10 protein-coding genes are annotated in these 12,535 nt (G+C 51.0%); 3 read left to right on the forward strand and 7 right to left on the reverse strand.

From position 1 onward, the window contains the following. Nucleotides 1-118 precede the first annotated feature (118 nt). Both G8768_RS08095 and fghA read left to right on the forward strand, forming a co-directional pair. Nucleotides 119-1,225, forward strand: a complete 1,107-nt coding sequence (locus G8768_RS08095; protein WP_166848732.1) for an S-(hydroxymethyl)glutathione dehydrogenase/class III alcohol dehydrogenase — start codon at nt 119-121, stop codon at nt 1,223-1,225. A 13-nt stretch (nt 1,226-1,238) separates the two neighbouring features. Next, nucleotides 1,239-2,072, forward strand: coding sequence for an S-formylglutathione hydrolase (gene fghA / locus G8768_RS08100; RefSeq protein WP_166848729.1), 834 nt, complete (start codon nt 1,239-1,241; stop codon nt 2,070-2,072). 100 nt (nt 2,073-2,172) lie between these two features. Here fghA and putP read toward each other — a convergent pair whose 3' ends face one another. Beyond that, complete coding sequence (putP, locus tag G8768_RS08105; RefSeq protein ID WP_166848726.1) at nt 2,173-3,618, reverse strand: sodium/proline symporter PutP; 1,446 nt, start codon at nt 3,616-3,618, stop codon at nt 2,173-2,175. Nucleotides 3,619-3,870: 252 nt separating this feature from the next. On the opposite strand from putP, the gene G8768_RS08110 reads away from it, so the two are divergent. Next, nucleotides 3,871-4,221, forward strand: coding sequence for a YggL 50S ribosome-binding family protein (locus tag G8768_RS08110; RefSeq protein ID WP_166848723.1), 351 nt, complete (start codon nt 3,871-3,873; stop codon nt 4,219-4,221). A gap of 49 nt (nt 4,222-4,270) precedes the next feature. On the opposite strand, the gene G8768_RS08115 is transcribed toward G8768_RS08110, so the two are convergent. The 6 genes from G8768_RS08115 to G8768_RS08140 all read right to left on the reverse strand — a co-directional run bounded on the left by G8768_RS08115 (nt 4,271) and on the right by G8768_RS08140 (nt 12,518). Further along, entirely contained in the window at nt 4,271-5,854 is a 1,584-nt protein-coding gene (locus G8768_RS08115; protein ID WP_166848720.1) for a class I adenylate-forming enzyme family protein, read from the reverse strand. Nucleotides 5,855-6,016: 162 nt separating this feature from the next. Then, on the reverse strand, nt 6,017-6,841 hold the full coding sequence (locus G8768_RS08120; RefSeq protein ID WP_166848717.1) for an SDR family oxidoreductase: 825 nt from the start codon (nt 6,839-6,841) through the stop codon (nt 6,017-6,019). Between the two features lie 18 nt (nt 6,842-6,859). Next, nucleotides 6,860-8,866, reverse strand: a complete 2,007-nt coding sequence (locus G8768_RS08125) for an acetyl/propionyl/methylcrotonyl-CoA carboxylase subunit alpha (protein ID WP_166848714.1) — start codon at nt 8,864-8,866, stop codon at nt 6,860-6,862. Nucleotides 8,867-8,902: 36 nt separating this feature from the next. Beyond that, on the reverse strand, nt 8,903-9,715 hold the full coding sequence (locus G8768_RS08130) for an enoyl-CoA hydratase/isomerase family protein (protein ID WP_166848711.1): 813 nt from the start codon (nt 9,713-9,715) through the stop codon (nt 8,903-8,905). Nucleotides 9,716-9,727: 12 nt separating this feature from the next. Beyond that, a complete protein-coding gene (locus tag G8768_RS08135; RefSeq protein ID WP_166848707.1) occupies nt 9,728-10,885 on the reverse strand; it encodes an acyl-CoA dehydrogenase family protein in 1,158 nt (385 codons plus the stop codon). Between the two features lie 19 nt (nt 10,886-10,904). Further along, the gene (locus G8768_RS08140; RefSeq protein ID WP_166848704.1) at nt 10,905-12,518 is read right to left on the reverse strand and encodes an acyl-CoA carboxylase subunit beta; all 1,614 of its coding nucleotides are present in this window, start codon (nt 12,516-12,518) and stop codon (nt 10,905-10,907) included. Nucleotides 12,519-12,535 lie beyond the last annotated feature (17 nt).

Consider the following 12,535-nt stretch of genomic DNA (forward strand, 5'->3'; position numbering starts at 1 on the left):
TGAGAGCCCTTTCTCCTCTTCTTGCTTTTAGACTTTTCCATAGTGTTATTTCCCGCTGACTCCTCTATAGTCAACTTTTTGCAGTTGATAATATTGAATAACGGTGTAAGGAACAGCGATGAAAACACGAGCGGCAGTTGCCTTTGCGGCGGGTCAGGATTTACAGGTTGTAGATGTTGATTTAGAAGGCCCTAAGGCGGGCGAGGTATTGGTGGAAATTAAGGCGACAGGGGTTTGCCATACCGATGCGTTCACTCTTTCGGGTGATGACCCTGAAGGTGCTTTCCCGGCGATTCTGGGGCACGAGGGTGCTGGTGTTGTTGTCGATGTGGGCTCGGGTGTGACCAGTGTTAAGCCAGGTGACCACGTTATTCCGTTATATACGCCGGAGTGTCGCCAGTGTAAATTCTGTTTGCATCCCAAAACCAATCTTTGCCAGTCCATTCGCGAAACCCAGGGGCAGGGTCTGATGCCCGATGGCAGCAGCCGCTTCTCTCTGGATGGTCAGCCTATTTTGCATTACATGGGCTGCTCGACTTTTTCAAACTATACCGTTTTACCGGAAATTGCGGTCGCGAAAGTTCGTGAGGACGCGCCTTTTGAAAAAATTTGCTACATCGGCTGTGGCGTTACTACGGGTGTGGGTGCGGTAGCGTTCGATGCGAAAGTAGAGCCTGGCGCAAACGTTGTTGTGTTTGGCTTGGGAGGCATTGGTTTAAATGTGATTCAAGGGGCGAAGCTGGTCGGTGCCAATAAAATTATCGGTATTGACTTGAACCCTGAGAAAGCCAGATTGGCTGCCCAGTTTGGTATGACGGATTTTATTAACCCGTCTGAGGTTGAAAATGTGGTTGACCATATTATTCAACTTACCGATGGCGGTGCGGATTACAGCTTTGAATGTATTGGCAACGTCAACACCATGCGACAAGCCCTGGAATGTTGCCATAAAGGTTGGGGTGAGTCTTTTATTATTGGTGTGGCGGGAGCGGGTCAGGAAATTTCCACACGACCTTTCCAGTTAGTCACTGGGCGTTCCTGGAAGGGAACCGCTTTTGGTGGTGCTCGCGGTCGAACCGATGTGCCGAAAATTGTTGATTGGTATATGGATGGCAAAATCAATATCGATGATTTGATTACTCACACTATGCCACTGGATGACATCAACAAAGCCTTCGATTTAATGCACAAGGGCGAGAGTATTCGCTCGGTTATTCTGTACTAGGTTGAGGTTACGTATGGAGCTGTTAAATCAACAAATGAGTTTTGCTGGCGTGCAACGTCAGTATAAACATCAGTCCAGTTGCCTGGATTGTGACATGGTGTTTTCGGTTTACTTACCACCTCAGGCTCAGCATGACGTGGTGCCGGTCGTTTTCTGGTTGTCCGGTTTAACCTGCACGGATGAAAACTTTGTGACCAAGGCTGGGGCCCAGCGCATCGCTGCCGAGTTGGGTTTGGCAATTGTCTGCCCCGACACGAGTCCAAGGGGGGAACAAGTTCCCGATGATCCAAGTGCTGCCTATGATTTTGGTCTGGGCGCGGGTTTTTATTTAAACGCGACTCAAGCACCGTTCGACAAACACTACAAAATGTACGATTACGTGGTACATGAGCTGCCAAGGCTTCTTGTAGAGTTGCCACTGGATTTGAGTCGTGCATCGATTATGGGGCATTCCATGGGGGGGCATGGTGCCTTGACCATCGCGATTAAAAATCCGGATCAGTATCGTAGCGTGTCGGCTTTTTCACCGATCTGTGCTCCTAGCCAGTGTCCATGGGGCCATAAAGCTCTGGCAGGTTATCTGGGGGTGGATCAAAAAGCCTGGGAAGAATACGACGCGACGGCTTTGTTGTTAGAGCGTGGTTGTCGCTTGCCCATAAAAATTGATCAAGGAGAAGCGGATAACTTTCTCGTTGAGCAGCTCAAGCCTGAGCTGTTTTTGGCAGCTGCCAAAGTAGAGTTAGTGGATGTCGAGTATGGTCTGCACCCGGGATACGATCACAGCTATTTCTTCATCGCCAGTTTTATTGAAGAACATCTACGCTTTCATCACCGTTATCTAGGGTAAGGCAGCAAGCAGAATAAAGAGGAAAAAAGAGCAGGCAATATGAAAAGTGAGATAGTCAGGTATATCAGCCAGATATCTCACTTTTCAAATCAATGGTTATTTAAGCTTCCTGCGCCTGTTCAGCCTGAGTAAGTTGGCTGACGAGCAGAATGCTGATCAGGGAAAATACAAAGGCAGGAATCAGCTCATATAAGCCCCAGAGTTCCTGTTTAAACTGCGACCATATAATGACCGTTATGCCACCAACAAGTACTCCCGCCAGTGCGCCATTTTTGTTCATTCCTTTCCAATACAGACTCAATAAAATAGCCGGCCCTAGAGAAGCACCGAGCCCAGCCCAGGCGTAAGACACCACGTCCAGTACCTTGCTGTTTTTATCCATGGCCAGTAATACCGCGAGAATGGAAAGGCCGGCTACGGCGTATTGGCCGATACGCAGGCGTTGTTCCGATGTCAGAGGTTCTTTGCGAATGACGGGATAGAGATCTTCAGCGAGGGCTGAAGAGCTGACCAGCAGTTGCGAATCCACTGTACTCATAATGGCAGCCAAAATGGCGGCCAATAAAATGCCCGCAACAACCGGATGAAAGAGGGCGCTGACCAATGCCATAAAGATTTTTTCACTGTCAGGAATCGGTTGATCAAACTGCACGTTACCGGCCAGCCCGATCAAGATAGCGCCTACAAAAATAAAGAAGGTCCAAACCAACGCGATCGCCGTTGCACTCTTGACCTGGTCTACCGAGGCAATCGCTTTAAAGCGAGCCAGAATGTGGGGCTGACCGAAGTAGCCCAGGCCCCAGCCCATCAGGCTGATGATTGCGATGGCACTGAGTGCTTCCCCATTCTTATCGGTCCAGGGGTTCAGCATATGGGGGTTGATGTTTTCAATATGGGCAAAGAAAGGATCGATGCCACCGACTTGATTCATCACGGCAATTGGAACCATTAATAAGGCTGCTGACATCAACAATCCTTGAAAAACATCGGTCCAGGAAACGGCCAGAAAGCCACCAAACAATGTATAGAAAATAACGATGGCCGTGCCGACGATTACCGCCCAATAATAATCCAGGCCAAATACCGCTTCGAACAATTTACCACCACCAATCAAGCCAGCTGCTACATAAAACAGAAAGAACAGCAGGATAAATATGGAGGCAATGGCTTGTAGCAAGCGACCCTCAGGATCGAATTTCTGCTGTAGATATTTGGGCAGGGTAACGACATCCAGTTCCTGACTTGCCTGACGGAGGGGCTTGGCACAGAGCATCCAGTTGGCGGCGACACCGATCAGCAGGCCGAGAGCAATCCATAGATTGTCCAAACCGGAAAGATAAGCGGCGCCGGGCAGTCCCAGCAACACCCAGCCACTCATGTCCGAGGCGCCAGCGCTGATGGCGGCCACAAAAGGAGACAGGTTTCGGCCACCCAGAAAATAGTCGCTGGCGTTCCGGGTTTTCAACCAGGCGTAAACGCCAATACCCAGAATAACCGCAAGATAAAGAACAAAGGTGGTGATTACAGCAGAATTGAGTTCGAGCATATTAGAATGGCTTTTTGCTTTAATTGTGGACTCTTTTTACTTGCCGAGCCCTGAAAAGTCCAGTTCGTTCGTGGGCTTCCTAAGATTTGATGGGTAGCTCGGTCAAAATAAGCGGTTTATAAGCCTGGCTTAAGACTTGGCGGTGAAATATAGGGCGGTGTTCAGGAATACAGCAACACATAGGGAGCGTCTTCGCTATAATGGCGGCGATTTTGAACTTCGGATTAAGTTTTTACTGAAAAGGTTAGGAATATGAGTGATTCCCCAAAGCGCAATCGTCGTCTGCGCAAGAAGTTGTACCTGGATGAGTTTGCGATTCAGGGTTTTGAGTTTGCCTGTGACATCAAAGAAGCGTCTCAGGAAGAGTATGACCAGTTCTTCGATGCGCTGGTGGAAGTGGTGGGTTCCCGTGATCTGTATGTGAATCTGGGTGACTGTGAAGGCCGTTTCTACGGCATTGTGACCTCCGGTGAGCGCTACGGCTCTGCGACCGAAGACGATATCGCTGCGATTAAAGCGGCTCTGGAAGGTCAGGCAATTGCGGAAAATGTGGAAGTGGGTGGTTTGATCGACGCCTTCTACGGAAAGCGCGAACTGGCCTAAGCCTGTATGGAGGCAGAGTGATTACTCTGCCTCCAGCATCTTTCAGTTGTTATTGAAACAGGTTTTCATACTGCTGGCGCAGTTCAACCTTGCGTACTTTGCCGGTTCCGGTTAAAGGCAGAGCTTCTGCGATAACCACCTTCTTTGGCACCTCGAAGTTCCCCAATTCCTGTTTGCAGTGTTCAATAATCGCTTCCTCATCCAGTTCCTTGTCGCCACTGGGGACAACGCAAGCGCAGACCGCTTCGCCCCAATGCGGGTGTGGAACCCCGAAGGCAGCGGCTTGAAGTATGCCACCGTAAGACAATAGCGATTGTTCCACTTTCATGGATGAGACATTTTCACCGCCGGATTTGATGGTGTCTTTCTTACGGTCAACAAAGAGCAATTGGCCTTCTTTATCAATCAATCCCAGGTCGCCACTGTGGTGCCAGCCAAACAGACTGGCTTCGGCTGAAGCCTCCGGGTTTTTGTAATAGCCACTCATGGCTTGTGCGCCACGCCAGACAATTTCGCCAATCTCACCCTGGGGTAGTTCATTGCCCTGGTCATCGATAACGGCTTGCTCGACAGTGCTTACGGGTCTGCCCCAGTAATTGCCTTCACCAAATTCCGTTGGGCTTTTATCCATAAACAAACAGGCCGCCGGCGCGAACTCGGTTTGGCCACTGCCCAGATGCATTTTACAACCGAAGACCTCGCGCACTCGATTGAGACTGTTGGCGTCCATAGGTGCCATGGCGTAAATGCCCAGCTCAAAAGACGATAGGTCTCGTTGTTCAACACCGGGTGATGAAGTGAGAGCATTCCACATCATGGGGAGTAGGGTCGCGTTGTCGACCTTATCTTTTTCAACTGCATCGAGCACGGCTTCCACATCAAAGGATTTGTGAATAACAATATTGCCACTGCGCAGCAGAGTCGGGAAAGACATGGATAAGGCCGCGCAATGAAACAAGGGTAGGATCAGTAGCATGCAACCTTCTTTTTTGACATCCAGCTCCAATGCACCGGTTAATGCCGCGACTACCAAAGATAAGTGAGAGGTTTCAACTGCTTTCGGGCGCGAAGTTGTGCCCGATGTGTAAATCATATGAGCCGTATCACGATCCTGAATGACACGATCCAGAATTTCGTCATCACTCTGACCCTCAATCAAATCCTCCATGCTGATGTCGGAATCACCTTGCTCCGAACCAATTTGAATGTTCAAGCGAATATTCTCATTGCCTGACATGCAAGGGCGAACGACACCGGCAAGGATATCTTCGTACACTACGGCTACTGTCTCGCTGTGCTCCAAATTGTAGCGGATGTCGTCCGGGTTCTGCATAAAATTAATGGGAACGACAATGACACCCAGTTTGTAGCAGGCGAAGTAGGTCACAAACATATCACTGCAGTTGCTGGATACCAGAGCGAGTTTTTCACCTTGCTGGATGCCTTTGGCGATCAGACCATGAGCCATTTGATTGGCGCGTTGATTCAGTTGGGCATACGTGTACTCACGTCGTTGCCCGCCGGGAAAATCCACGAGAGCCAGTTTGTCGCCATCTTCTCGACTTCGGCGACGTAGCATGTCACCCATGGCGACGCGTTCAATAATGTTTTGGTTTAGGCTGGTGTCGGTCATCGCAATTAGCTCCGTTATTATTAACTGTATACGGCTTGTCAGGGATGTGTTTGGCCACTGGGACCAAGGCGTTTTCTCGGCTTATCCTTAAACGCTGCAAACCCGGATGTCTGATGACAGTCCGGGCTTGGTAATCGATACATTTGTTTGTCGTTTGTGAAATTAATCGACAAACAGATCCATAAACAGATCGGTACACTCCGGGTCATTCAAGTATTTACTGAAATCACTGTGACCACGCTCGCGAAGTATGTCCTCATCAATAATGGTTTCGCCGCTCAGTTCCTGGCTGTTACTGATCAGGATTTCGTAAGCGGCATCGGCCATAATTTCCGGTGTTCGGGATTTTGCCAACAGGGAATCATCGATGGCGAACTCCACCGCCGCGGTGGCAATGGTGGTCTTGGGCCACAGGCAGTTTGCTGCAACACCGTCATTTCGCAATTCCTCGGCCAGCCCCAGTGTGAGCAGGGACATGGAGTACTTAGTGACGGTGTAGGGGATATGGCCGCCCAGCCAATGCTTGTTTAAGTTCAGCGGTGGAGACAGCGTAATAATATGCCCGTTGTCTGATTTTTTCAGATGAGGGATTGCGGCTTTTGAACACAGCAAGGTACCGCGGGTATTAATACTGTGCATAAGATCAAAACGCTTGGCCTCGGTCGCCTGAACATTGGTCAGATTGATTGCGCTGGCATTGTTAATCAGCGCATCAATGCCACCGAACTCTGCTACAGCTTTATCCATAGCTTCGTTGATCAGGGCTTCATCGCGTACATCCACTTTCAGCGCGAGGGCTTGGCCACCAGCCGCACGAACTTCTTCCGCAACGGTGTGAATGGTGCCTGGAAGTTTTGGATGGGGTGCATCGCTCTTGGCAGCAATAACAATATTGGCGCCGTCTTTGGCCGCACGAAGTGCAATCTCGCGACCGATGCCCCGACTCGCGCCGGTGATAAAGAGTGTTTTACCTTTCAGGTTTGACATAGTTTCCTCGCAAGACTGTTACTCGTCGTTGGCTTGTATTTCGGCCAATAACTGTTTCGATTTCACCTGGTCGCCCGGTTGCACGTTAATGCTGCCGATAACACCATCGACATCGGCTTTCAGGGGATGTTCCATCTTCATGGCTTCCATAATCATGATGATGTCGCCTTTTTGCACGTTGTCACCAACAGCGGCTTTAACTTCAACAATGGCACCATCCATAACCGCTTTGATTTGACCGGAGCCGGCTTGATCGGCACCCAGTGCAGGCAGTCGGGAAACATCATCAAAGTGCAGATCACCTCGCTCAGTGCTCAGGTGCAAACCCTTGTCACTCAGTGCGTACCAGCAGCTCTGTTGTACGCCGTTGCGGCTGAAGAGTGCCCGGTTGTTGCTGAGGCTCAGCAGTTGCAAATCGGTAATGGTGGCCGCTTCCTGTTCCGGGAGCTGAAGAACAATCTCACCACCCAGCTGTTGCTGCTGAACGCTCGTGTGCAGGGTGATATCGGCAATCTGATCGGCCTGTCGTAATTTAAAGTTCCCACTGTGATGCTTGAAGCTGCTCCAGTGTGCACCTTGATGGTGTTGCTGGCTGTTACTCTCGGCCAGAATCAAACTCGCCAGTGCCCAGTCGTCGGCTTCGGCGTTCAGGGCTTGCATGCTTGGGTCTTCAGCGAAGTGATCCGCCAGGAACGCGGTGGTGGCACCACCGTCTTTAAAGACCGAATGATCAATGACACGGGCCAGAAAGTGACGGTTGTTTTCCACGCCAAATAGTACTGAATCTTCCAGCATGCGCTTCAAACGTCGAGTAGCATCGGCGCGATCTTCGCCCCAGGCGATCATCTTGGCGAGCATGGGGTCGTAATGCGGTGAGACCACCTGGCCATCGGCCAGCATGTGATCACAACGCAAACCATCCCCTTCGGCCTGACGCCAAAGGACAACATCGCCGGTCTGTGGCAAAAAGTTTTGGCGCGGGTCTTCTGCATAAAGACGAACTTCCATGGCGTGGCCATTGAGTTGAATCTCGTCCTGGTTTTTCGGCAGAGTTTCACCCGCCGCCACTTTAATTTGCCAGGCGACTAAATCGGTTCCGGTAATTAATTCGGTAACAGGATGTTCTACCTGCAAGCGGGTATTCATTTCCAGGAAGTAGAAATTACGCTCGTGATCAACCAAAAATTCTACAGTACCCGCACCGATATAATCGCAGGCCTGGGCAGTACGTACGGCGGCTTCGCCCATGGCTTTGCGCAGTTCCGGTGTTACAAAGGCTGATGGTGCTTCCTCCACCACTTTTTGGTGACGGCGTTGAATGGAACAGTCACGCTCACCCAGATAAACACAATTGCCATGCTGATCGGCAAACACCTGAATTTCAATGTGGCGTGGTTCAACGATGGCTTTTTCCAAAATGATTTCGCCATTGCCGAAAGCGTTTTCGGCTTCGGAACGTGCTGAGCTGATCAAGTCTCGCATCTCAGCTTCACTGTGGGCGATTCGCATGCCGCGACCACCACCACCGGCGGTGGCCTTGATCATAACCGGATAGCCGATCTCGTTGGCTTCGCGCACCATGGTTTCATCACTTTGATCGCTGCCACTGTAGCCCGGAATACAAGGCACACCTGCATCCAACATGGCCAGTTTGGCCTGACGTTTGTTGCCCATCATATCGATAGCTTTTACCGGCGGACCAATAAAGGTTACATCGGCTGCACTGCAGGCGTCGGCGAACTCGGCATTTTCAGACATAAAACCATAGCCGGGATGCACGGCATCGGCGCCACTGCGTTTTACCGCATCAAGAATGGCGGGCATGTTTAAGTAGGATTGGCCAACTTCAGCAGGACCAATGCAAACTGCTTTGTCGGCCATCTGCACATGCAGAGCATTGGCGTCGGCTTCGGAGTAAACCGCTACGGTGCGATAGCCCAAAGACTTGGCGGTGCGAATCACACGGCAGGCAATCTCGCCCCGGTTCGCCACCAAGATGGTATTAATTGCTTTGTGTTCAGACATAATTTTCACTCTAGGGAGTTATTTTTTGCTCGTCACTTATTGAGCCCATTCGGGCTTGCGCTTCTCGACAAAAGCCATGGTGCCTTCCGGGCCTTCGCCCTGAGTGACGGCATCGCTGAATTTTCTGGCCGCATCGTCCAGCAAGGCTTCATGCTCTTCATTGCCTACGCGCAAGAGCAGAGCTTTGGTGACGGCATTGGCCTCAGGCGCACACTGTTTCACTTGTTCGACAGCGGTTTGAATGAGTGCCTGGAAATCATCATCGTCTTTGGCAACACTGTGCACGATACCCAGTTCTCTGGCTTCGTCAGCTTTAATGCGAACATTGAACAGTGCCAAACGGCGGGCTTGTGTCAGGCCAACACGTGCGGCAACAAAAGGTGCAATCTGTGCTGGCGGCAGGCCCATGCTGGTTTCAGGCAGCGCAAAGCGTGCACTTGGGTGGGCGATACCCCAGTCAGAAATACAGGCAAGACCAAAGCCGCCACCCATTACGGTGCCTTCCAGTGCGGTGATCAGTACCTGTGGAATCTGGTTGGCCAGGGTGATCATTTTTCCGAACTGGCGGTTTAATCGGAAATACGCATCCGGGTCACCTTCGGCTGCAGCTTTGCTTGCTCCGGACATATCTTTCAAGTCACCGCCGGCACAGAAGTGGCCTTCGGCGCCGCGAAATACAACGGCACGAATGTCGCGACGTGGCAGCAGAGCTTCAAAAATGGCCATCATTTCCGACACCATGTTCAAGGTCATGGCATTGCGGCGCTCGGGGCGATTGATGGTTAAGTACAAGACGTGATCTTGTTGCTCGACAATCAGTTCCTTGCACTGCGGTAGTTCAGTACTCATGGGCTTCCCCTGTTATTTTTTATGGCGCGGTGAAATGTCCATCAGCTTGGTGATAATGCCGAGCATAACTTCATCGGCACCACCGCCAATCGACACCAGACGAGTATCACGATAGAAGCGGGCAATGCGGTTTTCCCACATAAAGCCCATGCCCCCCCAGTATTGCAAGCAGGCATCGGTGACTTCGCGGGAAAGACGGCCGACCTTCAGTTTTGCCATAGACGCTTTGAGGGTCACGTCTTCGCCATTGATGTAACCTTCAACGGCGTTATAAGTCAGTGCGCGCAGCGCTTCAATTTCCGTTTGCAGCTCGGCCATACGGTAGTTCACGACTTGATTGTCCAGAACCGATTTTCCGAAGATTTGACGCTCACGGGTGTAATTGATGGTTTCTTCAATACATTGCTCCAAACCCAGAATGCCGTTGGCCGCTGCGAATAAACGCTCTTCCTGAAACTGCAACATTTGGTAAGTAAAGCCCTGACCTTCTTCACCAATCAGGTAGCGCTGGGGAACGCGCACATTGTCAAAAAAGATCTGTGCCGTATCTGAAGAGCGCATACCCAGTTTGTTCAAACGATCAGAAAAACTGATACCGGGTAGATCTGTGGGTACCACGATCAGGGATTTATTGACGTAGGGTTTGTCATCGGATGTGTTGGCCAGCAAACAAATAAAATCTGCCTGGGTAGAATTGGTGATCCACATTTTGGTGCCGTTGATGATGTAGTCGTCACCATCTTTGCGTGCGGTGGTTTTAATGTTGGCGACATCAGAGCCAGCGTGTGGTTCACTCACGCCAATGGAGACAACTTTTTCACCGGCAATGGCCGGGGCCAAAAATTCGTGACGCAATTCATCGTTACCAAATTTGGCCAGGGCAGGGGTGGCCATGTCGGTTTGTACGCCGATACCCATCGGCACGCCACCACAGTGTGCTGACCCCAAGGCTTCCGAGAAGGCAATCTGGTAACTGTAGTCCAGACCCATACCACCGAATTCTTCCGGTTTGGCAATACCTAAGAGACCGAGCGCGCCCATTTTTTTGAACAGTTCTTTGGCCGGGAAAATTCCAGCTTCTTCCCACTCTTCCACATAAGGATTAATTTCTTTTTCAACAAACGCTTTGGTGGTGCGCATGATTTCATGATGTTGTTCGTTATACAGCATGGTGTAAATTCCTTAAGTGTTAGAGGCGAGCAACGCCAAAAGTATTTGTTTTTAGTGGGCGAGCGGCGGATTCGCGACAGATGTCCAGGGTGTAGGCCAGAACTTTGCGGGTATCGCGTGGATCGATAATGCCGTCGTCCCACATGCGGGCCGTACAGGCCAGGGCGGTCGATTGCGCTTCCAGCATATCGGCGGTTTGCTTTTCCAAACCGTCGAGCATGGCCTCATCGACCTGGCCGGCTTTTTTCATTTTGGCTTCAGCAACAATGCGCAAAACCTGGCCGGCCTGGGCTCCACCCATTACCATGGTTTTGCTGTTGGGCCAGGCGAAAATAAAGGTCGGATCAAAGCCGCGACCACACATGGCGTAGTTACCCGCACCATAGGAGCCGCCGACCACGATGCTGATTTTTGGAACGCTGGCGGTGGCCACTGCCTGAATGAGTTTGGAGCCGTGTTTAATAATACCGGCCTGTTCAGATTCCGTGCCGACCATAAAACCGGTGGTGTTGTGCAGGAACAAAATAGGGATGTTGCTCTGCTCACACAACTGAATAAATTGTGCGGCTTTGGTTGCGCCGTTTGCGGTGATAGGGCCGTTGTTACCGATAACACCAACCGTTTGACCTTCAATCCACATATGGCCGCAGACGGTTTGCTGATCGTATTCCACTTTAAAGTCCAGGAATTCAGAACCATCCGACAGACGCGCAATAATTTCGCGAACATCGTAAGGTTTTTTGGAATCGGCAGGTACAACACCCAGCAGTTCATCGGGGCTGTGTAATGGTTCTTTGAAATCTGGTTTATGACTTACCGGCAGTTGTTGGTTCCAGGGCAGGGTGGCCATGACTTCGCGAGCGATGCGAATACCATCGGCGTCGTCTTCGGCGAGGTATTCGCCCGTGCCTGGAATGCCTGTATGCATTTCAGCGCCGCCCAGTTCTTCATCGGTGGCGACTTCACCGGTCGCGGCTTTCAGTAGTGGTGGGCCGGCGAGATACATGGTGGCCTGATTGCGCACCATAATGGTGTAATCGGATAGGCCTGGCTGATAGGCACCGCCTGCTGTGGCGCTACCGTGTACTACCGTTACCTGTGGAATACCGGCAGCCGATTTACGAGCCTGATTGGCAAAGCCTCGCCCGCCGTGGGCAAAGGTGTCGGCGGCATAGGTCAGGTTGGCGCCACCACTTTGAGCGAGCGTTACACTGGGCAGCTTATTTTCAAAGGCAATCTGCTGCATGCGCAGAGCTTTTTCCAAACCGATTGGGGTGATGGTGCCGCCTTTTACCGCGAAATTATCCACGCGAACCAGGCAGCGTACGCCGGACACGTATCCAATGCCACAAATAGAACCCGCACCGGCACCGGTGCCGTCTTTGTCGTCATACATTTTGTAGCCGGCCAGTGAGGACAGCTCCAAATAAGGTGCGCCGGGGTCCAGTAATTTCGCCAGTCGTTCACGGGGCAGAATCATTTTACGCTTGGCGTAACGTTCTTTTTTCGACAGTTCGGTTTGATAAACCTTGTCTTCGATTTCACGCACCACATCCATGGCCGCCTGCATGGCTTCCTGGTTCTGTGCGAATTCCTCGGAATGAGGATCGATCTGGGATTCAATAATAGGCATAAGTTTGTTCTCTAAAT

This window comes from Pseudoteredinibacter isoporae (assembly GCF_011602085.1).
Lineage (GTDB): Bacteria > Pseudomonadota > Gammaproteobacteria > Pseudomonadales > Cellvibrionaceae > Pseudoteredinibacter > Pseudoteredinibacter isoporae.

What these genes read in the sequence shown, in the direction of transcription:
- G8768_RS08095 (WP_166848732.1), top strand. Translation starts at nt 119, where the DNA reads ATGAAAACACGAGCGGCAGTTGCCTTTGCGGCGGGTCAGGATTTACAG.
- fghA (WP_166848729.1), top strand. Translation starts at nt 1,239, where the DNA reads ATGGAGCTGTTAAATCAACAAATGAGTTTTGCTGGCGTGCAACGTCAG.
- putP (WP_166848726.1), bottom strand. Translation starts at nt 3,618, where the DNA reads ATGCTCGAACTCAATTCTGCTGTAATCACCACCTTTGTTCTTTATCTT.
- G8768_RS08110 (WP_166848723.1), top strand. Translation starts at nt 3,871, where the DNA reads ATGAGTGATTCCCCAAAGCGCAATCGTCGTCTGCGCAAGAAGTTGTAC.
- G8768_RS08115 (WP_166848720.1), bottom strand. Translation starts at nt 5,854, where the DNA reads ATGACCGACACCAGCCTAAACCAAAACATTATTGAACGCGTCGCCATG.
- G8768_RS08120 (WP_166848717.1), bottom strand. Translation starts at nt 6,841, where the DNA reads ATGTCAAACCTGAAAGGTAAAACACTCTTTATCACCGGCGCGAGTCGG.
- G8768_RS08125 (WP_166848714.1), bottom strand. Translation starts at nt 8,866, where the DNA reads ATGTCTGAACACAAAGCAATTAATACCATCTTGGTGGCGAACCGGGGC.
- G8768_RS08130 (WP_166848711.1), bottom strand. Translation starts at nt 9,715, where the DNA reads ATGAGTACTGAACTACCGCAGTGCAAGGAACTGATTGTCGAGCAACAA.
- G8768_RS08135 (WP_166848707.1), bottom strand. Translation starts at nt 10,885, where the DNA reads ATGCTGTATAACGAACAACATCATGAAATCATGCGCACCACCAAAGCG.
- G8768_RS08140 (WP_166848704.1), bottom strand. Translation starts at nt 12,518, where the DNA reads ATGCCTATTATTGAATCCCAGATCGATCCTCATTCCGAGGAATTCGCA.